This window comes from Pseudomonas sp. P110(2024) (assembly GCF_057480795.1).
In genome coordinates this window covers 1-23,916 of the sequence record NZ_JBLIYT010000006.1, presented here as the reverse complement: position 1 = coordinate 23,916, position 23,916 = coordinate 1, and the positions used below count along the sequence as shown (strand labels likewise).

The window sequence follows — 23,916 nt, the reverse complement described above, 5'->3', positions numbered from 1 at the left end:
GGTCATGACGTCAGCTGTGATCCAGATGGTCAGCCAGGACGATGTGCTGGCCAACCTGCAACGTGCCACGGCACTGCTCGAGCAGGCCGCCGCAGGTGGCGCGCGCCTGGCGGTGCTGCCGGAGAACTTCGCCGCCATGGGCCGTCGCGACGCGGCGGCCATCGGTCGGGCCGAAGCGCTGGGCGAGGGGCCGATCCTGCCCTGGTTGAAACGCACCGCCCGCGACCTCAGGTTATGGATAGTCGCCGGTACCTTGCCGCTGCCCCCGGTCGGCCAGCCGCAAGCCAAGGCCCACGCCTGTTCGCTGCTGGTCGATGAGCACGGCGAGATCGCCGCCCGCTACGACAAGCTGCACCTGTTCGATGTGGATGTGGCCGACAACCGCGGTCGTTACCGCGAGTCGGACGACTACGCCCACGGCAGCCAGGTGGTGGTGGCCGACACGCCCGTGGGCCGGCTGGGCCTGTCGGTGTGCTACGACCTGCGCTTCCCTGAGCTGTACAGCGCCTTGCGTGCCGCCGGGGCCGAACTGATCAGCGCGCCGGCGGCGTTCACCGCGGTGACCGGAGCGGCGCATTGGGAAGTACTGATTCGCGCACGGGCCATCGAGACCCAGTGCTATGTATTGGCGGCCGCCCAGGGCGGCCTGCATCCGGGGCCGCGGGAAACCCACGGCCAGGCGGCGATCGTCGACCCCTGGGGGCGGATCGTCGCGCAACAGGCGCGGGGCGAAGCGGTATTGCTCGCCACGCGCGACAGTGAAGAACAGGCGTCCATCCGGGCGCGCATGCCGGTGGTTACGCACCGGCGCTTTTTCTCGCAGGACGCCTTGCGGCCTGCGCACACCTCGGAGTGACTATGAGCGAGATTTTATCCACCGTCAGCGAGCAGCTCCTGGTCCCGGGCGGCCTGACCCTCGACAGCCTGCAGACGGTGCTGGGCGAGCTGGCCGGCCCCGGCATCGATGCCGCCGACTTGTATTTCCAGGGCCAGATCTCGGAAACCTGGGCGCTGGAGGACGGCATCGTCAAAGAGGGCAGCTTCAACCTCGACCAGGGCGTGGGCGTGCGCGCCCAGTCCGGCGAGAAGACCGGCTTCGCCTACAGCAACGCGATCAACCTCGAAGCCCTGACCTCGGCGGCCCGCGCCGCCCGTTCGATCTCCCGTGCCGGGCAGGATGGCAAGGTGCAGGCGTTCCGCAGCCAGGATGTGACTGCCCTGTATGCGTCTGACAATCCCCTGGATGTGCTGAGCCGCGCCGAGAAGGTCGACCTGCTCAAGCGCGTCGATGCCGCCACCCGCGCCCTCGATCCGCGCATCCAGCAGGTCAGCGTGAGCATGGCCGGGGTCTGGGAGCGGATCCTGGTCGCCGCCGCCGATGGCAGCCTGGCCGCCGATGTACGTCCGCTGGTGCGTTTCAACGTCAGCGTGATCGTCGAGCAGAACGGTCGTCGCGAGCGCGGCGGGCAGGGCGGTGGCGGGCGTACCGACTACCGCTACTTCACCGAGGAGCGGGTGATGGGCTATGCCCGCGAGGCGTTGCGCCAGGCGCTGGTCAACCTCGAGGCCATTCCGGCGCCGGCCGGCACGCTGCCGGTGGTGCTTGGCCCGGGCTGGTCCGGGGTGCTGCTGCACGAGGCGGTCGGTCACGGTTTGGAAGGCGACTTCAACCGCAAGGGCAGTTCGGCGTTCAGTGGGCGTATCGGCGAGCAAGTGGCCTCGAAGCTGTGCACCATTGTCGACGACGGTACCCTGGAGGGCCGCCGCGGCTCGCTCAGCATCGACGACGAAGGCACCCCGACCGAATGCACCACGCTGATCGAGAACGGCATCCTCAAGGGCTACATGCAGGACAAGCTCAACGCCCGCCTGATGGGCATGGCGGTGACGGGCAACGGCCGGCGTGAATCCTACGCCCACCTGCCGATGCCGCGCATGACCAACACCTACATGCGTGCTGGCGACAGCGACCCGGAGGAAATCATCCGCTCGGTGAAGAAGGGCATCTATTGCGCCAACCTTGGCGGTGGCCAGGTGGACATCACCAGCGGCAAGTTCGTGTTCTCCACCAGCGAGGCCTACCTGATCGAGGACGGCAAGATTACCGCGCCGGTGAAGGGCGCGACGCTGATCGGCAATGGTCCGGAGGCGATGAGGGGTGTGTCGATGGTCGGCAACGACCTGGCGCTGGACAGCGGCGTGGGTACGTGCGGCAAGGATGGGCAGTCGGTGCCGGTAGGCGTTGGCCAGCCGACCCTGAAGCTGGATGCGATCACTGTCGGTGGTACAGGGGCTTGATGATCAATCGCGGGGCAAGCCCGCTCCCACAGATGCCTGCAAAGGCAGCGTGGGAGCGGGCTTGCCCCGCGATGGCCTCAACGCAGACCGCGCTGGACCTCGTCGAGGTCGCGGATGTACTTGAACACTTTACGCGCAGCCGCAGGCGGCTTGTTCCGCGCCTTCTCGTGCTGGGCATGACGGATCAGCGAGCGCAGGTGCTGGCGATCGGTGTCGGGGAACTCGTTGACGAAGCGTTCGAGGTCCTCGTCGTTGCCGTCGATCAGGCGATCGCGCCAGCGCTCGAGGCCGTGAAAGCGCTCGTTGTACTGGCGGGTCGAGCTGTCGACCTGCTCGAGCACGGCATGGATGGCGTCAAGGTCCTGCACGCGCATCAGCTTGCCGACGAACGACATGTGGCGTTTGCGGGCGCCGTGGGCGGTGTGCTTGCTGGCCTCTTCCAGCGCCTTGCGCAGCTCGTCGGTCAACGGCAGGCGGGCCAGGGTGTCGGCCTTGAGGGTGGTGAGGCGCTCACCGAGCTCGACCAGCGCATGCAGCTCGCGCTTGATCTGGGTTTTGCTTTTTTCGCCGTCGAAGGCGTCGTCGTAAGAATCAACCATGGGGGCAGTCCGCAGGAAATCGCCGCCATGATAACCAGTCGGGGGCCGCTTGTCCGGCCCGGTCGTAGAATGACCCACGCCGTACGCAGAATTTTCAGTGGAGAGAACCATGAGTGCAGTCCAGAGCGTAGGCCCCAAGGACCTGCCGGCGTTGCAGGAACAGGTCGAGGCGATCGTCGCCGAGGCGCGCCGCCAGGGCGCCAGCGCGTGCGAAGTGGCGGTGTCGCTGGAGCAGGGCCTGTCCACCACGGTGCGCCAGCGCGAAGTCGAGACGGTCGAGTTCAACCGCGACCAGGGCTTCGGCATCACCCTCTACGTTGGCCAGCGCAAGGGTTCGGCCAGCACCTCGGCCAGCGGCCCTGAGGCGATCCGCGAGACCGTCGCGGCGGCCCTGGCAATCGCCAAGCATACCTCCGAGGACGCGTGTTCGGGGCTGGCCGATGCCGCCTTGATGGCCCGCGAGATCCCTGATCTGGACCTGTACCACGACTGGGACATCGAGCCGGAGAAGGCCATCGAGATGGCGCTGGCCTGCGAGGCGGCGGCGTTCGACGCCGACAAGCGCATCCTCAACGCTGATGGCACCACCCTCAATACCCATCAGGGCGTGCGGGTCTATGGCAACAGCCACGGCTTCATCGGCGGCTACGCGTCCACCCGGCACAGCCTGAGCTGCGTGATGATCGCCGAGGCCGAAGGGCAGATGCAGCGCGACTACTGGTACGACGTCAATCGCCAGGGCAACCTGCTGGCCGACCCGCGCAGCATCGGCCAGCGCGCCGCGCAACGCGCCGCCAGCCGTCTGGGCGCGCGTCCGGTGCCGACCTGCGAGGTGCCGGTGCTGTTCTCGGCGGAGCTTGCCGGCGGCCTGTTCGGCAGCTTCCTGTCGGCGATTTCCGGCGGCAACCTGTACCGCAAGTCGTCGTTCCTCGAAGGCACCCTCGGCCAGCGCCTGTTCCCCACCTGGCTGACCCTTGATGAGCGTCCACACATCCCGCGTGCGCTGGGCAGCGCGGCGTTCGACGGCGATGGCCTGGCCACCTACGCCAAGCCGTTCGTCGACAAGGGCGAGCTGGTGTCCTACATCCTGGGCACCTATTCCGGGCGCAAGCTGAGCCTGCCGAGCACCGCCAACGCCGGGGGCGTGCATAACCTGTTCGTCACCCACGGTGTGGAAGACCAGGCGGCATTGATTCGCCGCATGGGTCGCGGCCTGCTGGTGACCGAGCTGATGGGGCATGGCCTGAACATGGTGACCGGTGACTATTCTCGTGGTGCGGCGGGCTTCTGGGTCGAAAACGGCGAGATCCAGTTCCCGGTCCAGGAAGTGACCATCGCCGGCAATATGAAGGATATGTTCCAGCAGATCGTGGCGATCGGCAGCGATATCGAGACCCGCAGCAATATCCACAGTGGCTCGGTGCTGATCGAACGGATGACGGTGGCAGGCAGCTGATCGGCGCTCTGTCATCAGCAGGGAATTAGCGGTGCGTGCGAGCGGGCTTGTCCCGCGGTAATCTTACCTGCAATCGCGAGGCAAGCTCGCTCCCACGCTGCCCTGCTCATACCTTGTAAAAGACCCGGCCATCGCGCCGGGTTTCTTTTGCCCATTGCTCGACTTGAACTGATTCTAGTTATCACATAATAATGAATATCATTATCCAGTAACCCGGCGATGATGTTCATGAAATCCGTCCTCCACGAACTGCCTTACCTGGAAAACTGGCGCTGGCTCAGCCGGCGCATCCGCTGCGCGCTCGAACCCGACGAGCCGCGTCTGATCGAGCATTACCTGGCCGAAGGCCGCTACCTGGTGTGCTGCACCGAAACCTCGCCCTGGACCGTGGCGCTGACCGCCTTCCGCCTGCTGTTGGATACCGCCAACGATCGCATGCTGCCGTGGCATTGGCGCTGCCTGTGCCTGGACCAGGCCTGGCGGCCCTTGCTCGACCTGCGCAACCTCGATCGCCGCGAACAAAACCTGCGCTGGCAGCCCTACGCGATGCAGCTCGCCAACAGCGTGCTGCTGCCGTCGATTTCTCCCGAAGAACTGATGCAAGGACTTGAAGATGAGTGATACCCGTATCGAGCGTGACAGCATGGGCGAACTGCAGGTGCCGGCCCAGGCCCTGTACGGTGCCCAGACCCAGCGCGCGGTCGACAACTTCCCGGTCAGCGGCAAGCCGATGCCGGCCCAGTTCATCCGTGCCTTGCTGCTGGCCAAGGCGGCTGCGGCCAAGGCCAACGTCGAGCTGTCCCAGCTGAGCGCGGGGCAGGGCGAGGCCATCGTCAGGGCGGTGGAGCAACTGCTGGCCGGCGACTTCATCCAGCACTTCCCGGTGGATGTGTTCCAGACCGGTTCCGGCACCAGTTCGAACATGAACGCCAACGAGGTCATCGCCACCCTGGCCAGCCGCGTGCTGGGCGAGCCGGTCAATGCCAACGACCACGTCAACTGTGGCCAGAGCAGCAACGACATCATCCCCACCACCATCCACGTCAGCGCCGCCCTGGCCCTGCACGAGCAATTGTTACCGGCCCTGCGCCACCTCACCCAGGTGATCGAGGCCAAGGCGGTCGAAGTGCACAAGCACGTGAAGACCGGCCGCACCCACCTGATGGATGCCATGCCGGTGCGCATGAGCCAGGTGCTCGAAGGCTGGGCCGCGCAGGTCAAGGGCGCCCAGGCGCATATCGAAGCCACCCTGCCGAGCCTGCAGGCCTTGGCTCAGGGCGGTACTGCCGTGGGCACCGGCATCAACGCCCACCCGCAGTTCGCCGCAGGCTTTGCCCGCCAGTTAAGTGGCCTGACCCAGGTCAAGTTCACCCCCGGCGAGAACCTGTTCGCCCTGATCGGCTCCCAGGACACCGCCGTGGCCCTGTCCGGCCAGCTCAAGACCGCCGCCGTGGCGCTGATGAAGATCGCCAACGACCTGCGCTGGATGAACTCCGGCCCGCTCGCCGGCCTCGGTGAAATCGAGTTGCAGGGTCTGCAGCCGGGCTCGTCGATCATGCCGGGCAAGGTCAACCCGGTGATCCCGGAGGCCACCGCCATGGTCGCGGCCCAGGTGATCGGCAACGATGCCACCATCGCCGTGGCCGGGCAGTCGGGCAACTTCGAGCTCAACGTGATGCTGCCGGTGATCGCCCGCAACCTGCTGGAAAGCATCGAGCTGATGGCCAACGTCAGCCGCCTGCTGGCCGACAAGGCCATCGCCAGCTTCAAGGTCAACGAAACCAAGCTCAAGGAGGCGCTGTCGCGCAACCCGATCCTGGTCACTGCGTTGAACCCGATCATCGGCTACCTCAAGGCCGCCGAGATCGCCAAGACCGCCTACAAGCAGGGGCGCCCGATCATCGACGTGGCGCTGGAGCACACCGACTTGTCGCGTGACCAGCTCGAGGCGCTGCTGGATCCGGAAAAACTCACTGCCGGCGGCATCTGAGCCCGGGCCGCCCAGGAGACACGTCATGCAGCACTGGAAACACACCACGCAAGACGCCAACCGCCTGTTCGAGCAGGGCGAGCTGGTCGATGCCCGAGAACACTACCTGCAAGCCCTGGCCCTGGCCCAGGTGCTGTTCGAGCGCTGGCATGACGTCGACGAGGCGGTGGCCGCACTGGTCATCGCCCATCACAACCTGGCCGACCTGCACCTGCGCCTGAACCAGCCGCAGGAAAGCGCCGACTATCTGTGCGCGGCGCACCAGCGGCTGCTCCAGGCCAGTCAGGACCCGCGCCTGCCCCAGGCCCTGCGCGACGCCGCGTTACGCCATAGCGGGCGCACCTACACCGAGTTGCTGAGCTTCATCGCCGAATACGGCCAATACCCGCGTACCGAGCGCCTGCTCAATCGGCAGGCTCCGGTGACCAGCGAGCTGGTCGTATATACGGATATCACTGATCGCACACCTGCCTACGGAATCCACTGACATGCCGCATACCTTGCCTGCGTTGCCCTATGCCTACGATGCGCTGGAGCCGCACATCGACACCCAGACCATGGAGATTCACCACAGCAAGCATCACCAGACCTATATCAACAATCTCAACGCCGCCATCGAGGGCACCGAGTGGGCCGAGTGGCCCGTGGAGCAGTTGGTGGGCGCGGTCAGGCAACTGCCCGAGAAGCTCCAGGGCGCGGTGATCAACCAGGGCGGTGGGCATGCCAACCACACCCTGTTCTGGACCGTCATGTCGCCCAAGGGCGGCGGCCAGCCGGCAGGGCAGGTGGCCAAGGCCATCGATGCGCAGCTCGGCGGTTTCGAGGCGTTCAAGGAGGCCTTCACCAAGGCCGCGCTGACCCGTTTCGGCAGCGGCTGGGCCTGGTTGAGCGTGACCCCGCAGAACACGCTGGTAGTTGAGAGCAGCGGCAACCAGGACAGCCCGCTGATGCACGGCAACACGCCGATCCTTGGCCTGGACGTGTGGGAGCACGCCTACTACCTGAAGTATCAGAACCGTCGTCCGGAATACATTGGCGCTTTCTACAACGTGGTCGACTGGGCCGAAGTGGAACGTCGCTACCTTGAAGCCCTGAAGTGAGCCTGACCGGTATGCGTGCCGAGGTGATGTCTGTCAGCAGTGTGCGCCTGTTCCGCCTGGCGCTTGGGACCATGCTGTTGCTGGTTGGCACCGCATTGTTGGTGGCACGCGGCATCGCCTGGCTGGACCTGGAACCGCGCATGTTGCGTGCCCTTGAGGGCGGCGCATTGTGCGCACTGGGGACGGCGTTGGGCGCGGTACCGGTGCTGGTGATCCGCAACATGCCGGTGGCCGTGGCCGATACCTTGCTTGGCTTCGGTGCCGGCGTGATGCTGGCGGCCACCGCGTTCTCGCTGATCATGCCCGGGCTGGATGCGGCCCAATCCATCGGTTTCAGCCCGTGGGGCGCCGGTGGCCTGATCAGCGGCGGCCTGCTGTTCGGCGCGCTGTGCCTGTTCCTGGTCGACCTCAAGGTCTCTGGTGCTTCGCCAGAAGCCCTGGTCGGCAGCGATCAGCAACCGGTGATCGCGGCGCGAATCTGGTTGTTCGTCATCGCCATCATTGCCCATAACATCCCCGAAGGCATGGCCATTGGCGTGTCTGCTGGCGGTGGCATGCCCGATGCCGACAGCCTGGCCATGGGCATCGCGCTTCAGGATGTGCCGGAGGGTCTGGTAATCGCGCTGGTGCTGGCCGGGGCCGGCATGTCGCGGTTCAAGGCGTTCCTGATCGGCGCGGCGTCCGGGTTGGTCGAACCGCTGGCCGCGGTGATCTGCGCCTGGCTGGTGAACATCGCCGAACTGTTGCTACCGCTGGGCTTGGCCTGTGCGGCGGGGGCGATGCTGCTGGTGGTGACCCAGGAGATCATTCCCGAATCGCGCAGCAACGGGCATCACCGCCTGGCGAGCCTGGGGCTGTGTGCCGGGTTCTGCCTGATGATGGTGATGGACACGGCGCTGTCTTGAGCCCGGCACATTCCCTGTAGGAGCGTGCGCAGTCGTTAACGGCGCTTACTCGCCTTCGTCGAAGAAGTTCTCGATCAACGCGACCAGTGCATCCATGGCCTCACCGTCCTGTTCGCCCTCGGTGTGCAGGTGCACCGGCGTGCCCTTGCCGGCGGCGAGCATCATCACCGCCATGATGCTCTTGCCGTCCACCAGCTTGTCCGGTGCGCGGCCGACCCGTACCTGGCAGGGAAAGCGACCGGCCACGCCGACGAACTTGGCGGCCGCCCGCGCATGCAGGCCCAGCTTGTTGATGATGGTGATTTCGCGGGCGGGCATCGTGGGGCGGATCCTGTGGGCTAGAGGTCGCGGTGGCGGACCTGGACGTTTTTCAGGGATTGCTGGAGCAGTTGGCCAAGCCGTTCGGTGATGTACACCGAGCGGTGGTGGCCGCCGGTACAGCCGATGGCGATGGTGACGTAAGCGCGGTTGCTGGCGGCGAAGCGCGGCAGCCACTTGAGCAGGTAGCCGGAGATGTCCTGGAACATTTCCTCGACGTCCGGCTGGGCGGCCAGGTAATCAATTACCGGCTGTTCGAGGCCGGAATGCTCACGAAGTTCCGGCTTCCAGTACGGATTGGGTAGGCAGCGCACGTCGAACACCAGGTCGGCGTCCACCGGCATGCCACGCTTGAAACCGAATGACTCGACCAGGAACGCGGTGCCTGGCTCGGGCTGGTTGAGCAGGCGCAGCTTGATCGAATCGCGCAGTTGATAGAGGTTCAGGCTGGTGGTGTCGATCTTCAGGTCGGCGAGGTCGGCGATCGGGCCGAGCAGCTCGCTTTCCACGCGGATCGCCTCGGCCAGCGAACGGCTGTCGTTGGTCAGCGGGTGGCGGCGGCGGGTTTCCGAGAAGCGCTTGAGCAGGGTGTCTTCGTCGGCGTCCAGGTACAGCACGTCGCACTGGATATGGCGCGAACGTGCATCTGTCAGCAGTTCGGGGAAGCGTGACAGGTGGCTGGGCAGGTTGCGCGCATCAATGGACACAGCGACCTTCGGTTGCAGCAGCTCGGTGTTGAGCAGCGCGTTTTCCGCCAGCTGCGGCAGCAGCCCGGCGGGCAGGTTGTCGATGCAGTAGTAGCCGTTGTCTTCCAGCACGTCGAGGGCGGTACTCTTACCGGAGCCGGAGCGGCCGCTGACGATGATCAGGCGCATGTTCAGTGCTCGTTCTGTACGTCCAGGACGACCTGGTAAAGGGTCTCGCTGCTGTCGGCGGCACGTAGGCGATCGCGGACCTCCTTGCGATCTAGCATGCTGGCGATCTGACGCAGCAGTTCAAGGTGGGCATCGGTGGCAGCTTCCGGGACCAGCAGGACGAACAGCAGGTCGACCGGGGCACCATCGATGGCGTCATAATCAATGGGGGCATCCAGGTGCAGCAGGGCGCTTACTGGCGCGCTGCAACCCACAAGCCGGCAGTGCGGAATGGCGATGCCATTGCCAAAACCGGTGGAGCCGAGTTTTTCCCGAGCGATGAGCTTGTCGAAGACATCTTGCATCTCCAGCTCGGGTACTTGCTCGGCGATCAGGGTGGCGACCTTTTCCAGGGCGCGCTTCTTGCTGCCGCCCGGCACGTTCACGAGTGAACGGCCGGGGGTCAGGATGGTTTCAAGTCGGATCATGGATGAGGGGGATCAGCGGGCGGCTGCGCCTTGCAGCAGGCTTTGCTGTTTTTCCTTGTGTTTTTTCAGTTGGCGATCGAGTTTGTCGGCCAGGGCGTCGATCGCCGCGTACATGTCTTGGTGTTCGGCGTTGGCGACGACTTCGCCACCGGGAATCTGGAGTGTGGCTTCCACCTTCTGCTGCAGCTTCTCGACCTTCATGATCACCGTCGCATTGGTGATCTTGTCGAAATGACCCTCCACGCGGGCGAGCTTCTCGAGCACGTAATCGCGCAGTGGTTGGGTGACTTCTACATGCTGTCCACTGATGTTGACTTGCATACAGCTTCTCCTTTGTTGCCCGTGCATAAAGAGGCAGGTCTTGCACCTGCCACTGAAACGCTGTGGCACATCCTGGGGCTACATCAGTCGCTTGCGCTCGCTTGATGGGGCGATGCCCAACGATTCGCGGTACTTGGCGACGGTGCGACGGGCTACCTGGATGCCTTGTGCCTCCAGTAAACCAGCGATCTTGCTGTCACTCAATGGCTTTTTCTGATTTTCCGCCGCCACCAGTTTCTTGATGATCGCGCGAATCGCCGTGGACGAGCATTCGCCGCCTTCGGCGGTGCTCACGTGGCTGGAGAAAAAGTATTTCAGTTCGTAGATGCCGCGCGGGGTGTGCATGTATTTCTGCGTGGTCACCCGGGAAATGGTCGACTCGTGCATGCCCACCGCCTCGGCGATATCGTGCAGCACCAGCGGCTTCATGGCCTCGTCGCCATGGTCGAGGAAGCCGCGCTGGTGCTCGACGATCTGTGTCGCCACCTTCATCAGCGTCTCGTTGCGGCTCTGCAGGCTCTTGATGAACCAGCGCGCTTCCTGCAGCTGGTTGCGCATGAAGGTGTTGTCGGCGCTGGTGTCGGCGCGGCGAACGAAGCCGGCGTACTGCGGGTTGACCCGCAGGCGCGGTACCGCTTCCTGGTTGAGCTCGACCAGCCAGCGCTCGCTGTCCTTGCGCACGATGACGTCGGGCACGACGTACTCGGGCTCGCTGGACTCGATCTGCGAGCCGGGGCGCGGGTTGAGGGTCTGCACCAGTTCGATGACCTGGCGCAGCTCGTCTTCCTTGAGCTTCATGCGGCGCATCAGCTGGCTGTAGTCGCGGCTGCCGAGCAGGTCGATGAAGTCGGTGACCAGGCGCTGGGCCTCACCCATCCAAGGCGTCGAGGCCGGCAGTTGGCGCAGTTGCAGCAGCAGGCATTCGCCCAGGGAGCGGGCGCCGATGCCGGCGGGTTCGAACTGCTGGATGCGGTGCAGCACCGCCTCGACCTCGTCCAGCTCGATGTCGAGTTCCGGGTCGAAGCCTGCGCAGATTTCTTCGAGGGAGTCCTCCAGGTAGCCCTGGCCGTTGATGCTGTCGATCAGGGTGACGGCGATCAGGCGGTCGGTGTCGGACATCGGCGCCAGGTTGAGCTGCCACAGCAGGTGACTCTGCAGGCTCTCGCCGACCGAGGTGCGGGTGGTGAAGTCCCACTCGTCGTCATCATTGCTCGGCAGGCTACTGGCGCTGGTCTGGTAGATGTCCTCCCAGGCGGTGTCGACCGGCAGTTCGTTGGGGATGCGCTCGGCCCATTCGCCGTCTTCGAGGTTTTCCGCGGTGCTGCTGGTACTGGTTTCCTGGAAGCTGTTGTCCTGGACTTCGGCGGCCGGCTTGTTCTCGGCGTTGTCCGCCATCGGGTCGCTGTTGTCGAAGTCCTCGCCGTCTTCCTGACGTTCGAGCATCGGATTGGACTCCAGCGCTTCCTGGATTTCCTGCTGGAGGTCCAGGGTGGAGAGCTGAAGCAGACGGATGGCCTGTTGCAACTGCGGGGTCATCGTCAGTTGCTGGCCCATTTTTAGGACGAGCGATGGTTTCATGGCTGGGGCTTGATACCTTGTTGCCGGCGCGCATGCGCCATCCACTACACGGAGGGCGCCTGGGCGCCGATTTTAAGCAAGTTATATGCCTGAAATTGCAGCGTTTGCCTAGAGCACTGTAACAACTTAAGCCTCGAACAGGCGCCTGCGCCAGTGCTCCGGGCAGGCCAGGGTCAGAGTCGGAACTCGTGCCCCAGGTATACTTCCTTGACCAGCTGGTTGGCCAGGATGGTCTCGGCGTCGCCTTCGGCGATCAGCTGGCCATCGTTGACGATGTAGGCGGTCTCGCAGATGTCCAGGGTCTCGCGAACGTTGTGGTCGGTGATCAGTACGCCGATACCCTTGTTCTTGAGGTGGTGGATGATCTGCTTGATGTCGCCGACAGAGATCGGGTCGACACCGGCAAAAGGTTCGTCCAGCAGGATGAACTTGGGCGCGGTGGCCAGGGCACGGGCGATCTCGACGCGGCGGCGTTCGCCGCCGGAGAGGCTCATGCCGAGGTTGTCGCGGATATGGCTGATGTGGAACTCCTGCAGCAGGCTTTCCAGCTCCTTGCGCCGACCGTCACGGTCGAGGTCCTTGCGTGTCTCGAGGATGGCCATGATGTTGTCGGCCACCGACAGCTTGCGGAAGATCGAGGCTTCCTGCGGCAGGTAGCCGATACCGGCCTGGGCGCGCCCGTGCATGGGTTGGTGGCTGACGTCGAGGCTGTCGATCAGCACGCGACCTTGGTCGGCCTGGACCAGGCCGACGATCATGTAGAAACAGGTGGTCTTGCCGGCGCCGTTGGGGCCTAGCAGGCCGACGATCTGGCCGCTGTCGATGGACAGGCTGACGTCGCGAACGACCTGCCGGCCCTTGTAGCTCTTGGCCAGGTGCTGGGCTTTGAGGGTTGCCATTTACTCGGCCTTTTTCTTCGGTTGAATGACCATGTCGATGCGCTGACGTGGTGCAGTCACGTTGCCACCGCGACCGGCGGTAGCCACCTGGGTCTTGGTGTTGTAGACGATCTTCTCGCCTTCGGTGGTGTTGCCTTCGTTCTCGACCTTGGCGCGATCGGTGAGGATCACCATGTCTTTCTGCGCCTGGTACTGGATGGTCACGGCCCAGCCTTTCATCTTGTCGGGCTTGGCGGCGCTCTGCTGTTGCTCGAAGTAGGCCAGGTTGCCCACCGAGGTGACCACGTCGATGTCGCCGGAGGCGGCGCGGGTCATGGTCACGGTGTTGCCTTTGATCATCATCGAACCCTGGGTGATGATCACGTCGCCGGTATAGGTGGCAACGCCCTGCTTGTCGTCCAGGTGGGCGTTGTCCGCCTGGATGCGGATCGGCTGGTCACGGTCGTTCGGCAGGGCGAAGGCGCTCGCGCTTCCCAGTGCTACGCCCAGGCTGAGCAGAAGGGGGATGGTTTTAACGAGCCTCATACTGTCCTCTTACGTTAGAGAGCAGGTCCATCCTGCCTTCTTTCAAATACGCTTTCATTCCTTTGCCCGTAGTCGTGCCACCGGCGCCGTCGATTCTAACGGCTTGCTCGGTCTGCGCATATTGCTTCTGCGGGAACACGGTCATGCGTGTGCTGGTGATGATGGTTTCACGTTGCTTCTCGTCGGTGCGCGCCACGCGCACATCGTCGATCAGCTCGACCTCGGTGCCGTCCGGATTGACCTCGGCGCGCTTGCTCTGCACGTGCCAGGGATACTCGGTGCCACGGTACATGTGCAGGTCGGGCGTGGTCACCAGGGTGACCTCGCTGGCCTTCAAATGCTCGACCTTGGCGGCGGTCATCTCGTACTGCAGCTTGCCGTCGGGCAGGAACTGCAGGCTGTGGGCGTTGATCGCATAGTAGTCGATGGCGCTCTGGTCGACCTGGGCCTGCGGCTGGTCGAGGAAGCTCTCCGGGCTGATATTCCAATAGCCTACTGCAACGAGCACGGCGGCGATCCCGCCTAGCAGCGCGACATTTCTGATCTTCTTGCTGAGCATGGGCAGCCTTACAGGTAATGGGCGTTGGCAGCGTCCAGGGTGCCCTGGGCCTGCATGATCAGTTCGCAGAACTCGCGGGCGGCGCCTTCGCCGCCGCGAGCCTGGGTAACGCCATGGGCGTGCTGGCGAACGAATGCCGCGGCGTTGTGCACCGCCATGCCCAGGCCGACGCGGCGGATCACCGGCAGGTCGGGCAGGTCGTCGCCGAGGTAGGCGACCTGTTCATAGCTTAGATTGAGTTCGGCGAGCAGGCCGTCGAGCACCACCAGTTTGTCCTCGCGGCCCTGGAACAGGTGCGGGATGCCGAGGTTCTTCGCCCGGCGCTCGACCACCGGGGTCTTGCGCCCGCTGATGATCGCGGTGGTCACGCCCGCGGCCATGAGCATCTTGATGCCGTGGCCGTCGAGGGTGTTGAAGGTCTTGAACTCGCTGCCGTCCTCGAGGAAGTACAGGCGGCCGTCGGTGAGCACGCCGTCGACGTCGAACACCGCCAGCTTGATGGCCTTGGCGCGTTGCATCAGGTCCTGGTTCATTTACATCACTCCGGCGCGCAGCAGGTCGTGCATGTTCAGGGCGCCGGTCGGGCGGTCTTCCTGATCGACGACCACCAGCGCGCTGATCTTGTGGTCTTCCATGATCTTCAGCGCCTCGGCGGCGAGCATCTCGGCGCGGGCGGTCTTGCCGTGCACGGTCATGACCTCGTCGATGAGGGTCTTGTGCACGTCGATGTTGCGGTCCAGGCTGCGGCGCAGGTCACCGTCGGTGAACACGCCGGCGAGCTTGCCGTCGTCACCCAGGACCACGGTCATGCCCAGACCCTTACGAGACATTTCAAGCAGCGCGTCCTTGAGCAGGGTGCCGCGCTTCACCAGGGGCAGCTCCTCGCCGGCATGCATGACGTTCTCGACCTTCAGCAGCAGGCGACGACCCAACGCGCCCCCGGGGTGGGAGAAGGCGAAATCCTCGGCGGTGAAGCCGCGGGCCTCGAGCAGGGCGATGGCCAGGGCGTCGCCCAGCGCCAGCGCGGCGGTGGTGGAGGAGGTCGGCGCCAGGTTGAGCGGGCAGGCCTCCTGGGCGACGCTGGCGTCGAGATTGACCTCGGCGGCCTGGGCCAGGGGCGAGCCCGGGTTGCCGGTCAGGCTGATCATCTGGATGCCCAGGCGCTTGATCAGCGGCAGCAGGGTGACGATCTCGGCGGTGCTGCCGGAGTTGGACAGGGCAAGAATGACATCGTCCCGGGTGATCATGCCCATGTCGCCGTGGCTGGCCTCGGCCGGGTGCACGAAGAACGCCGGGGTGCCCGTGCTGGCCAGGGTGGCGGCGATCTTGTTGCCGATATGCCCCGACTTGCCCATGCCCACCACCACGACCCGTCCCTTGCTGGCCAGGATCAGCTCGCAGGCCTTGACGAAGTCACCGTCGATGCGGGCCAGCAGGGCCTCCACGGCCTCGAGTTCGAGGCGCAGGGTGCGCTGGGCGGATTGGATCAGCTCGCTGGATTGGGTCATGTTGAAACGCAATGCCTGATGAAAAGGCGGCGATTATAGCCGTAATGTGTGAAAGGCTCATCCTTCGAATGTCATATGGATGCCACACCAGCCTGTCTGCGGCCTGAACGAGTGGGGGGACGCCCTTGGGGCGGGCCTATCAGCGGTGCTATAGTTCGCCGCTATTCGGCCCGCAGGGGACCTGTGTGCCTTCAAGATGAAGGCAGGCGTCCACATGACGAGGCTGCACTAGCAAGGAGTCTAGATGAGTGTGGATAGCGCCTACGCGGTCGAGTTGAAGGGTGTCACCTTCAAGCGCGGTTCGCGCAGCATTTTCAGCAACGTGGACATACGCATTCCCCGCGGCAAGGTCACCGGCATCATGGGGCCTTCGGGATGCGGCAAGACCACCTTGCTGCGCCTGATGGGCGCGCAGTTGCGCCCGTCCGGTGGCGAGGTCTGGGTCAACGGGCAGAACCTTCCCGCGCTGTCGCGCAGCGACCTGTTCGACGCGCGTAAGCAGATGGGCGTGCTCTTTCAGAGTGGTGCGCTGTTCACCGACCTGGATGTGTTCGAGAACGTGGCCTTCCCGCTGCGGGTTCATACGCAGCTGTCGGACGAGATGATCCGTGACATCGTGTTGATGAAGTTGCAGGCCGTGGGCTTGCGCGGCGCCATCGACCTGATGCCCGACGAGTTGTCCGGCGGCATGAAGCGCCGCGTGGCGCTGGCACGGGCGATCGCCCTCGATCCGCAGATCCTCATGTACGACGAGCCGTTCGTCGGGCAGGACCCCATCGCCATGGGCGTGTTGGTGCGCCTTATCCGCCTGCTCAACGACGCCCTGGGCATCACTAGTATCGTGGTTTCCCACGATCTCGCGGAAACCGCGAGCATCGCCGACTACATCTATGTGGTTGGCGACGGCCAGGTGCTGGGGCAGGGCACGCCGGACGAACTGATGGGCTCGGACAACCCGCGCATCCGCCAGTTCATGAAAGGCGACCCGGACGGCCCGGTACCTTTCCACTTCCCTGCGCCTGACTACCGCGCCGATCTGTTGGGGACGCGTTGATGCGCAGAAAATCCTTACTCGAACGTATCCGTCTGTTCGGCCGTTCGGCCATCGATGTACTGGCCGTGCTGGGACGCTCGTGCCTGTTCCTCGGCCATTCGCTGGGTGGACGCAGCGGCATCGGCGGCGGTTTCCAGCTGCTGGTCAAGCAACTGTACTCGGTGGGCGTATTGTCGCTGGCAATCATCGTCGTGTCCGGCGTGTTCATCGGCATGGTACTGGCCCTGCAGGGCTACAGCATCCTCACCAAGTACGGCTCGGAGCAGGCTGTGGGGCAAATGGTCGCCCTGACCCTGCTGCGCGAGCTGGGGCCGGTGGTCACCGCCTTGCTGTTCGCCGGCCGCGCGGGCTCCGCGCTAACCGCCGAGATCGGCAACATGAAGTCCACCGAGCAGCTGTCGAGCCTGGAGATGATCGGCGTCGACCCGCTCAAGTACATCGTCGCCCCCAGGCTGTGGGCCGGTTTCATCTCGCTGCCGCTGCTGGCGCTTATCTTCAGCGTGGTCGGCATCTGGGGTGGCTCGTGGGTCGCCGTGGACTGGCTGGGCGTCTATGAAGGTTCGTTCTGGGCCAACATGCAGAACAGCGTTTCGTTCAGCGACGACGTGATCAACGGGCTGATCAAGAGCCTGGTGTTCGCTTTCGTCGTCACCTGGATCGCCGTATTCCAGGGGTACGACTGTGAGCCCACCTCAGAAGGGATCAGCCGTGCCACCACCAAGACCGTGGTCTATGCCTCGCTGGCAGTCCTGGGTCTGGACTTTATTCTGACCGCCTTGATGTTTGGAGATTTCTGATGCAAAACCGCACCCTGGAAATCGGTGTCGGCCTGTTCCTCCTGGCCGGGATCCTGGCGCTGCTGCTGCTGGCCCTGCGTGTCAGCGGGCTGTCGGCCAGCCCGAGCAGCGACACGTATAAAGTTTATGCTTATTTTGACAATATCGCCGGTTTGACGGTCAGAGCTAAGGTGACCATGGCCGGTGTGACCATCGGCAAGGTCACGGCCATCGATCTGGACCGCGATTCCTACACTGGCCGGGTTACGCTGCAGCTGGACAAGCATGTCGACAACCTGCCGACCGACTCCACTGCCTCGATCCTGACCGCAGGCCTGCTGGGCGAGAAGTACATCGGTATCAGCGTGGGCGGCGAGGACGCGGTACTCAAGGATGGCAGCACCATCCACGACACCCAGTCGGCACTGGTGCTGGAAGACCTGATCGGCAAGTTCCTGCTCAACTCGGTGGGCAAGGAACCGAAAGAAGCGCAACCGGCTAATTAAGGAGTTTCCATGATTTCGATCCTGCGACGTGGCTTGCTGGTTCTGCTGGCGGCCTTCCCCCTGCTGGCCCTGGCGGCGCCGGGGCAATCCGCCCGTGATGTGATCCAGGGCACCACCACGCAGTTGCTCAGCGACCTGAAGGCCAACAAGGAGCAGTACAAGGCCAACCCCGAGGCCTTTTACAGCGCGCTTAACAGCAACCTTGGCCCGGTGGTCGATGCCGACGGTATTTCCAAGAGCATCATGACCGTCAAGTACTCGCGCAAGGCGACCCCTGCGCAGATGCAGCGCTTCCAGGAGAACTTCAAGCGCAGCCTGATGCAGTTCTACGGCAACGCCTTGCTGGAGTACAACAACCAGGGCATCACCGTCGATCCGGCCAAGGCCGAGGGTGATGATCGAACCAGCGTCGGCATGAAGATCACCGGCACCAACGGCGCGGTCTATCCGGTGCAATACACCATGGTCAAGCTGGACGGCGAGTGGAAGGTGCGTAACGTCATCGTCAACGGCATCAACATCGGCAAGCTGTTCCGCGACCAGTTCCAGGACGCCATGCAGCGCAACGGCAACAACCTGGACAAGACCATCGACGGCTGGGCCGGCGAAGTGGCCAAGGCCAAGGAAGCGGCGGACAGCTCGCCGGATAAGGAAGTCAAATGAGTGACGCCGCCGTGAGCATGGCCGAGCCGGGCGTCCTCTCCCTGGCAGGCGTGCTGGACTATCGCAGCGGTCCGGCCCTGCGCAAGCAGGGCAAGGCGCTGGTCACGGCGTGCCGCGAACCACGCCTGGTGCTCGACTGCTCCGCGGTGGAGAAGTCCAGCAGCGTCGGCCTGTCGTTGCTGCTGGGCTTCATGCGCGATGCGCAGGCGGCCGGCAAGACCTGGGAACTGCGCGGTATCCCGGAGGATATGCGGGAAATCGCCGGGGTCTATGACCTTGATGAAGTGCTGGCAGGCTGATGCCCTGCCGTTCGCGAAAGGCCCCTCGGTCAGCGCGCCCACTCATGGGCTTCGCAGGCGAGGGGCTTTTTTGTATGATGGCCGACCCGCGCGCGTTGGGCGCCGATCGAGGTTGAGCATGCAGGCCGTAGAAGTCAAAAGCTTTCTGGAAGAGAAATTGCCGGGAACCCGGGTCGAAGTTGAAGGCGAAGGCTGCAACTTCCAGTTGAACGTGATCAGCGATGAGCTGGCCGGCCAGAGCCCGGTCAAGCGCCAGCAGGCGATCTATGCTCACCTCAATCCGTGGATCGCCAACGGCAGCATTCACGCGGTAACCATGAAATTCTTCAGCAGCGCAGCCTGGGCTGAGCGCACCTGAGCCAACTTGGCGGCGAGATACGTATGGACAAACTGATTATCACTGGCGGCCCGCGCCTCGACGGCGAGATCCGCATTTCCGGCGCGAAGAACGCTGCCCTGCCGATTCTCTCGGCCACCCTGCTGGCCGATGGTCCGGTTACGGTCGGCAACCTGCCGCACCTGCACGACATCACCACCATGATCGAGCTGTTCGGTCGCATGGGCATCGAGCCTGTGATCGACGAGAAGCTCTCGGTGGAAATCGATCCGCGCACCATCAAGACCCTCGTCGCGCCCTATGAGCTGGTCAAGACCATGCGCGCCTCGATCCTGGTGCTCGGTCCGATGGTCGCCCGCTTCGGTGAGGCCGAAGTGGCGCTGCCGGGCGGTTGCGCCATCGGTTCGCGTCCGGTGGACCTGCACATCCGTGGCCTGGAGGCTATGGGTGCGAAAATCGACGTTGAAGGCGGCTACATCAAAGCCAAGGCACCCGAGGGCGGCCTGCGCGGCGCACACTTCTTCTTCGACACCGTCAGCGTCACCGGTACCGAGAACATCATGATGGCCGCCGCCCTGGCCAAGGGCCGCAGCGTGCTGCAGAACGCCGCCCGCGAGCCGGAGGTGGTCGACCTGGCCAACTTCCTGATCGCCATGGGTGCGAAGATTCAGGGCGCTGGCACCGACACCATCACCATCGATGGCGTCGAGCGCCTGCACTCGGCCAACTACCGGGTCATGCCTGACCGTATCGAAACCGGCACCTACCTGGTCGCCGCTGCCGTGACCGGCGGCCGCGTCAAGGTCAAGGACACCGATCCGACCATCCTCGAAGCCGTCCTCGAGAAACTCAAGGAAGCCGGCGCCGATATCACCACCGGTGAAGATTGGATCGAGCTGGACATGCACGGCAAGCGTCCGAAGGCCGTGAACCTGCGTACCGCCCCGTACCCAGCGTTCCCGACCGACATGCAGGCGCAGTTCATCTCGCTCAATGCCATCGCCGAAGGCACCGGCGCGGTGATCGAGACCATCTTCGAAAACCGCTTCATGCACGTCTACGAGATGCACCGCATGGGCGCGCAGATCCAGGTCGAGGGCAACACCGCCATCGTCACTGGCGTCAAGGCGCTCAAAGGTGCTCCGGTGATGGCCACCGACTTGCGCGCTTCCGCCAGCCTGGTACTGTCGGCGCTGGTCGCTGAAGGCGACACCCTGATCGACCGCATCTACCACATTGACCGTGGCTACGAGTGCATCGAGGAAAAACTGCAGATGCTGGGCGCGAAGATCCGTCGCGTACCGGGCTAGTCTGCATGGCGCAGGGACGCGCCCCGAATTTTATGCGGCCGGGCAGTGCCCGGCTGGCTATAGCTGCTTAAGGACCGACGTTCCAATGTTGACCATCGCGCTATCCAAAGGCCGGATTCTCGACGATACCCTGCCACTGCTGGCCGAAGCCGGTATTGTGCCGACCGAGAATCCGGACAAGAGCCGCAAGCTGATCATCCCGACCACCCAGGATGATGTCCGCCTGCTCATCGTGCGTGCCACCGACGTGCCGACCTATGTCGAGCATGGCGCCGCCGACCTCGGTGTGGCCGGCAAGGATGTGCTGATGGAATACGGCGGCCAGGGCCTGTACGAGCCCCTGGACCTGCAGATCGCCCAGTGCAAGCTGATGACCGCCGGCGTGACCGGCGCGCCCGAGCCCAAGGGCCGCCTGCGCGTGGCCACCAAGTTCGTCAACGTAGCCAAGCGCTACTACGCCGAGCAGGGCCGCCAGGTCGACATCATCAAGCTGTACGGCTCCATGGAGCTGGCCCCGCTGATCAACCTCGCCGATAAGATCATCGACGTGGTCGACACCGGCAACACCCTGCGCGCCAACGGCCTCGAGCCCCAGGAACTGATCGCCACGATCAGCTCGCGCCTGGTGGTCAACAAGGCTTCCATGAAAATGCAGCACGCCCGTATCCAGAGCCTGATCGACACCCTGCGCAACGCCGTCGAATCGCGACACCGCGGCTGACCTCTGCGCGCGACCTCCGCTGTCGCGCCCGTCTATCCGCGTCATAGCCAATTTTCTCAGGTGCCCGCGCGGATGGAGTGGTAGCTTTAGGGCGCCTGAACATCCGCTAATAACGAGGCCCTCGCCATGACCGTGTCCACTGCAATTGCCCGTCTCAACGCCGCTGACCAGGATTTCGCCCGACATCTGGATCATCTGCTGAGCTGGGAAAGCGTGTCCGATGACGCGGTCAACCAGCGCGTGCTCGACATCATCAAGGCCGTGCGCGAGCGCGGCGACGCGGCGTTGGTGGAGTTCACCCAGCGTTTCGACGGTGTCGATGCCACATCGATCAATGATCTGATCCTGGACCGCGCACGCCTGGAGCTGGCCCTGACCCGCATTACCCCGGTGCAGCGCGAAGCCCTGGAAAAAGCCGCCAACCGTGTGCGTATCTACCACGAACGGCAAAAGCAGGATTCCTGGCAGTACACCGAGGCCGACGGCACTGTGCTCGGCCAGAAAGTTACCCCGCTTGACCGCGCCGGCCTGTACGTGCCGGGCGGAAAAGCATCGTACCCGTCGTCGGTGCTGATGAACGCGATTCCGGCCAAGGTCGCCGGTGTGGCCGAGGTGGTGATGGTCGTGCCGACCCCGCGTGGCGAGGTCAACGAGCTGGTGCTGGCCGCGGCCTGCATCGCCGGGGTCGACCGGGTGTTCACCCTCGGTGGCGCCCAGGCGGTCGCGGCCTTGGCCTACGGCACCGAAAGCGTGCCGCAAGTCGACAAGATCGTCGGTCCGGGCAATATCTACGTGGCCACCGCCAAGCGCCATGTGTTCGGCCAGGTCGGCATCGACATGATCGCCGGCCCTTCGGAGATCCTGGTGGTGTGCGACGGCCAGACCGATCCGGACTGGATCGCCATGGACCTGTTCTCCCAGGCCGAGCACGACGAGGACGCCCAGGCCATCCTGGTTAGCCCGGATGCCGAGTTCCTCGATCGGGTGGCCGCCAGCATCGACAAGCTGCTGCCGACCATGGAGCGCGCCGAGATCATCGAGAAGTCGATCAACGGCCGAGGCGCGCTGATCCAGGTGCGTGACATGCAGCAGGCCATCGAGGTGGCAAACCGCATCGCCCCCGAGCACCTGGAGCTGTCGGTGGCTGATCCACAGGCCTGGTTGCCGCAGATCCGCCACGCCGGCGCGATCTTCATGGGCCGCCACACCAGCGAGGCGCTAGGCGACTACTGCGCCGGCCCCAACCACGTGCTGCCGACTTCCGGCACTGCGCGCTTCTCTTCGCCACTGGGCGTGTATGACTTCCAGAAGCGTTCGTCGATCATCTTCTGCTCCGAGCAGGGCGCGTCCGAGCTGGGTCACACCGCTTCGGTGCTGGCCCGGGGCGAATCGCTGACCGCTCATGCGCGCAGCGCCGAATACCGCATCCTCAACGAGAAGGGGAACTGAGCATGAGTCGTTTCTGGAGTCCCTTCGTCAAGGACTTGGTGCCTTACGTGCCGGGCGAGCAGCCCAAGCTTGCGCGGCTGGTCAAGCTGAACACCAACGAGAACCCTTATGGACCGTCGCCCAAGGCGCTGGAGGCCATGCGCGGCGAGCTTAACGACAACCTGCGGCTGTATCCGGACCCGAACGGTGACCGCCTCAAGCAGGCGGTGGCCGAGTATTACGGCGTGACGCCGGCGCAGGTGTTCGTTGGCAATGGATCGGACGAGGTGCTGGCGCACATCTTCCACGGCCTGTTCCAGCATGACCGTGGGCCGCTGCTGTTCCCGGACGTGAGCTACAGCTTCTACCCGGTGTATTGCGGCCTGTACGGTATCGCGTTCGAGCAGGTGGCGCTGGATGAGCAGTTCCAGATTCGGGTTTCTGATTACAGCAAGCCCAATGCCGGGGTCATCTTCCCCAACCCCAATGCGCCGACCGGTTGCCTGTTGCCGCTTGAGGCGGTCGAGCAACTGCTGCAGGCCAACCGGGATTCGGTGGTGGTGGTCGATGAGGCCTATATCGATTTCGGTGGCGAGACGGCTATCAGCCTGGTCGATCGCTACGACAACCTGCTGGTGACCCAGACCTTGTCCAAGTCACGGTCGCTGGCGGGGCTCAGGGTTGGCCTGGCGGTGGGACATCCTGACCTGATCGAGGCGTTGGAGCGGATCAAGAACAGCTTCAACTCCTATCCGTTGGATCGCATGGCGATTGTCGGGGCGGCGGCTGCGTTCGACGACCGTGAGTATTTCGATGAGACCTGCCGCAAGGTTATCGAAAGCCGGGACGTGCTGGTTGCCGAGTTGGTGGCGCGTGGGTTCGAGGTGTTGCCTTCGGCGGCGAACTTCATCTTTGCCCGGCATCCCGGGCAGGATGCTGCCGGGATCGCGGCGCGCCTTCGTGAGCAGGGGGTGATTGTTCGGCACTTCAAACAGGAGCGGATTGCGCAGTTCCTGCGGATTACCGTTGGGACGCCGGAGATGAACCAGGCTTTGCTTGATGCTTTGAATTGATTTCAGGGGTTTGACTGGGGGCGGATTGGGGTTGGTTATTTTGACTTCTGATTCGCCCCTTGTTGTTGTTTGGTGGTTTTGGAAGTTGTATGCGCATTCGGAAGTGTCAGATTTTTTGTGTGCGGGCCGGTAACGGCCTGCCATCAGGCAGGCCCTGACTTTCACCAGGTCGGCCTGATGAACCGATCTCCGTACAAAATCGCGAATTGATTCATCGCACTTTTCCAATCATGCGCCGCTGAGCCCCAGTTCGCCGTGATGTTTCGCAGCCCCAGCCAGATCAGCTTGGTAGCTGCATCATCGTTCGGGAAATGGCCTCGGGTCTTGATGATCTTGCGCAGCTGGGCATTG

29 protein-coding genes and 1 pseudogene are annotated in these 23,916 nt (G+C 64.1%); 18 read left to right on the top strand and 12 right to left on the bottom strand.

Annotated elements, in window-relative coordinates:
* Window positions 1–4 precede the first annotated feature (4 nt).
* Window positions 5–856: a carbon-nitrogen hydrolase family protein gene (locus tag AC25ND_RS10735; protein WP_028689645.1), complete on the top strand. Its 852-nt coding sequence runs from the start codon at window positions 5–7 to the stop codon at window positions 854–856.
* A gap of 2 nt (window positions 857–858) precedes the next feature.
* Window positions 859–2,298: a metalloprotease TldD gene (gene tldD, locus AC25ND_RS10730; protein WP_028689646.1), complete on the top strand. Its 1,440-nt coding sequence runs from the start codon at window positions 859–861 to the stop codon at window positions 2,296–2,298.
* A gap of 77 nt (window positions 2,299–2,375) precedes the next feature.
* On the opposite strand, the gene yjgA is transcribed toward tldD, so the two are convergent.
* Window positions 2,376–2,897: a ribosome biogenesis factor YjgA gene (gene yjgA, locus AC25ND_RS10725; protein ID WP_028689647.1), complete on the bottom strand. Its 522-nt coding sequence runs from the start codon at window positions 2,895–2,897 to the stop codon at window positions 2,376–2,378.
* Window positions 2,898–3,006: 109 nt separating this feature from the next.
* Between yjgA and pmbA the strand changes: the two genes are divergently transcribed.
* The 6 genes from pmbA to AC25ND_RS10695 all read left to right on the top strand — a co-directional run bounded on the left by pmbA (window position 3,007) and on the right by AC25ND_RS10695 (window position 8,348).
* Window positions 3,007–4,353: a metalloprotease PmbA gene (gene pmbA, locus AC25ND_RS10720; protein WP_028689648.1), complete on the top strand. Its 1,347-nt coding sequence runs from the start codon at window positions 3,007–3,009 to the stop codon at window positions 4,351–4,353.
* Between the two features lie 219 nt (window positions 4,354–4,572).
* Complete coding sequence (locus tag AC25ND_RS10715) at window positions 4,573–4,974, top strand: hypothetical protein (RefSeq protein ID WP_028689649.1); 402 nt, start codon at window positions 4,573–4,575, stop codon at window positions 4,972–4,974.
* Window positions 4,967–6,343 (top strand): class II fumarate hydratase, encoded by a 1,377-nt coding sequence (locus AC25ND_RS10710; RefSeq protein ID WP_182322516.1) that lies wholly within the window; start codon window positions 4,967–4,969, stop codon window positions 6,341–6,343. The genes AC25ND_RS10715 and AC25ND_RS10710 overlap by 8 nt, the downstream gene beginning before the upstream one ends.
* Before the next feature lie 25 nt (window positions 6,344–6,368).
* Window positions 6,369–6,830 (top strand): DUF2753 family protein, encoded by a 462-nt coding sequence (locus tag AC25ND_RS10705; protein WP_028689651.1) that lies wholly within the window; start codon window positions 6,369–6,371, stop codon window positions 6,828–6,830.
* Between the two features lies 1 nt (window position 6,831).
* Window positions 6,832–7,443, top strand: a complete 612-nt coding sequence (locus tag AC25ND_RS10700; RefSeq protein WP_028689652.1) for a superoxide dismutase — start codon at window positions 6,832–6,834, stop codon at window positions 7,441–7,443.
* Window positions 7,444–7,454: 11 nt separating this feature from the next.
* The gene (locus AC25ND_RS10695) at window positions 7,455–8,348 is read left to right on the top strand and encodes a ZIP family metal transporter (RefSeq protein WP_088852393.1); all 894 of its coding nucleotides are present in this window, start codon (window positions 7,455–7,457) and stop codon (window positions 8,346–8,348) included.
* 45 nt (window positions 8,349–8,393) lie between these two features.
* On the opposite strand, the gene AC25ND_RS10690 is transcribed toward AC25ND_RS10695, so the two are convergent.
* The 10 genes from AC25ND_RS10690 to AC25ND_RS10645 all read right to left on the bottom strand — a co-directional run bounded on the left by AC25ND_RS10690 (window position 8,394) and on the right by AC25ND_RS10645 (window position 15,398).
* Window positions 8,394–8,666: an HPr family phosphocarrier protein gene (locus tag AC25ND_RS10690; RefSeq protein ID WP_028689654.1), complete on the bottom strand. Its 273-nt coding sequence runs from the start codon at window positions 8,664–8,666 to the stop codon at window positions 8,394–8,396.
* A gap of 20 nt (window positions 8,667–8,686) precedes the next feature.
* The gene (gene rapZ, locus AC25ND_RS10685; protein ID WP_028689655.1) at window positions 8,687–9,541 is read right to left on the bottom strand and encodes an RNase adapter RapZ; all 855 of its coding nucleotides are present in this window, start codon (window positions 9,539–9,541) and stop codon (window positions 8,687–8,689) included.
* Between the two features lie 2 nt (window positions 9,542–9,543).
* Window positions 9,544–10,008 (bottom strand): PTS IIA-like nitrogen regulatory protein PtsN, encoded by a 465-nt coding sequence (ptsN, locus tag AC25ND_RS10680; protein ID WP_028689656.1) that lies wholly within the window; start codon window positions 10,006–10,008, stop codon window positions 9,544–9,546.
* A 12-nt stretch (window positions 10,009–10,020) separates the two neighbouring features.
* Window positions 10,021–10,329: a ribosome hibernation-promoting factor, HPF/YfiA family gene (hpf, locus tag AC25ND_RS10675; RefSeq protein WP_011532415.1), complete on the bottom strand. Its 309-nt coding sequence runs from the start codon at window positions 10,327–10,329 to the stop codon at window positions 10,021–10,023.
* Window positions 10,330–10,407: 78 nt separating this feature from the next.
* Window positions 10,408–11,907: an RNA polymerase factor sigma-54 gene (locus AC25ND_RS10670; protein WP_028689657.1), complete on the bottom strand. Its 1,500-nt coding sequence runs from the start codon at window positions 11,905–11,907 to the stop codon at window positions 10,408–10,410.
* Between the two features lie 173 nt (window positions 11,908–12,080).
* Window positions 12,081–12,806 (bottom strand): LPS export ABC transporter ATP-binding protein, encoded by a 726-nt coding sequence (gene lptB, locus AC25ND_RS10665; protein WP_011532417.1) that lies wholly within the window; start codon window positions 12,804–12,806, stop codon window positions 12,081–12,083.
* Window positions 12,807–13,331, bottom strand: a complete 525-nt coding sequence (gene lptA, locus AC25ND_RS10660; RefSeq protein WP_011532418.1) for a lipopolysaccharide transport periplasmic protein LptA — start codon at window positions 13,329–13,331, stop codon at window positions 12,807–12,809.
* Window positions 13,318–13,890, bottom strand: coding sequence for an LPS export ABC transporter periplasmic protein LptC (gene lptC, locus AC25ND_RS10655; protein WP_028689658.1), 573 nt, complete (start codon window positions 13,888–13,890; stop codon window positions 13,318–13,320). The genes lptA and lptC overlap by 14 nt, the downstream gene beginning before the upstream one ends.
* Window positions 13,891–13,898: 8 nt before the next feature.
* Window positions 13,899–14,423, bottom strand: a complete 525-nt coding sequence (locus AC25ND_RS10650) for a KdsC family phosphatase (RefSeq protein WP_028689659.1) — start codon at window positions 14,421–14,423, stop codon at window positions 13,899–13,901.
* Window positions 14,424–15,398 (bottom strand): KpsF/GutQ family sugar-phosphate isomerase, encoded by a 975-nt coding sequence (locus AC25ND_RS10645; protein ID WP_028689660.1) that lies wholly within the window; start codon window positions 15,396–15,398, stop codon window positions 14,424–14,426. It abuts the gene before it with no gap.
* A 244-nt stretch (window positions 15,399–15,642) separates the two neighbouring features.
* Between AC25ND_RS10645 and AC25ND_RS10640 the strand changes: the two genes are divergently transcribed.
* The 10 genes from AC25ND_RS10640 (at window position 15,643) to hisC (ending at window position 23,565) form a co-directional block, all read left to right on the top strand.
* Window positions 15,643–16,452 carry an ATP-binding cassette domain-containing protein gene (locus tag AC25ND_RS10640; RefSeq protein ID WP_028689661.1) on the top strand — a complete coding sequence of 270 codons (810 nt, stop codon included), beginning with the start codon at window positions 15,643–15,645 and terminating at the stop codon, window positions 16,450–16,452.
* A complete protein-coding gene (gene mlaE, locus AC25ND_RS10635) occupies window positions 16,452–17,249 on the top strand; it encodes a lipid asymmetry maintenance ABC transporter permease subunit MlaE (protein ID WP_028689662.1) in 798 nt (265 codons plus the stop codon). Before AC25ND_RS10640 ends, mlaE begins: the two co-directional genes overlap by 1 nt.
* Complete coding sequence (mlaD, locus tag AC25ND_RS10630) at window positions 17,249–17,734, top strand: outer membrane lipid asymmetry maintenance protein MlaD (protein WP_028689663.1); 486 nt, start codon at window positions 17,249–17,251, stop codon at window positions 17,732–17,734. The genes mlaE and mlaD overlap by 1 nt, the downstream gene beginning before the upstream one ends.
* A gap of 9 nt (window positions 17,735–17,743) precedes the next feature.
* Window positions 17,744–18,397 (top strand): MlaC/ttg2D family ABC transporter substrate-binding protein, encoded by a 654-nt coding sequence (locus AC25ND_RS10625; protein ID WP_028689664.1) that lies wholly within the window; start codon window positions 17,744–17,746, stop codon window positions 18,395–18,397.
* Window positions 18,394–18,696: an STAS domain-containing protein gene (locus AC25ND_RS10620; RefSeq protein ID WP_028689665.1), complete on the top strand. Its 303-nt coding sequence runs from the start codon at window positions 18,394–18,396 to the stop codon at window positions 18,694–18,696. Before AC25ND_RS10625 ends, AC25ND_RS10620 begins: the two co-directional genes overlap by 4 nt.
* 118 nt (window positions 18,697–18,814) lie before the next feature.
* Window positions 18,815–19,054 carry a BolA family protein gene (locus AC25ND_RS10615; RefSeq protein WP_028689666.1) on the top strand — a complete coding sequence of 80 codons (240 nt, stop codon included), beginning with the start codon at window positions 18,815–18,817 and terminating at the stop codon, window positions 19,052–19,054.
* A gap of 23 nt (window positions 19,055–19,077) precedes the next feature.
* Window positions 19,078–20,343 carry a UDP-N-acetylglucosamine 1-carboxyvinyltransferase gene (gene murA / locus AC25ND_RS10610; RefSeq protein ID WP_028689667.1) on the top strand — a complete coding sequence of 422 codons (1,266 nt, stop codon included), beginning with the start codon at window positions 19,078–19,080 and terminating at the stop codon, window positions 20,341–20,343.
* Between the two features lie 85 nt (window positions 20,344–20,428).
* On the top strand, window positions 20,429–21,064 hold the full coding sequence (hisG, locus tag AC25ND_RS10605) for an ATP phosphoribosyltransferase (RefSeq protein WP_011532429.1): 636 nt from the start codon (window positions 20,429–20,431) through the stop codon (window positions 21,062–21,064).
* A 126-nt stretch (window positions 21,065–21,190) separates the two neighbouring features.
* On the top strand, window positions 21,191–22,513 hold the full coding sequence (gene hisD, locus AC25ND_RS10600) for a histidinol dehydrogenase (protein ID WP_028689668.1): 1,323 nt from the start codon (window positions 21,191–21,193) through the stop codon (window positions 22,511–22,513).
* A 2-nt stretch (window positions 22,514–22,515) separates the two neighbouring features.
* Entirely contained in the window at window positions 22,516–23,565 is a 1,050-nt protein-coding gene (hisC, locus tag AC25ND_RS10595; protein WP_182322518.1) for a histidinol-phosphate transaminase, read from the top strand.
* Between the two features lie 161 nt (window positions 23,566–23,726).
* Here hisC and AC25ND_RS10590 read toward each other — a convergent pair.
* Window positions 23,727–23,916 (bottom strand): annotated as a pseudogene (locus AC25ND_RS10590) (IS256 family transposase); the annotation flags it as partial.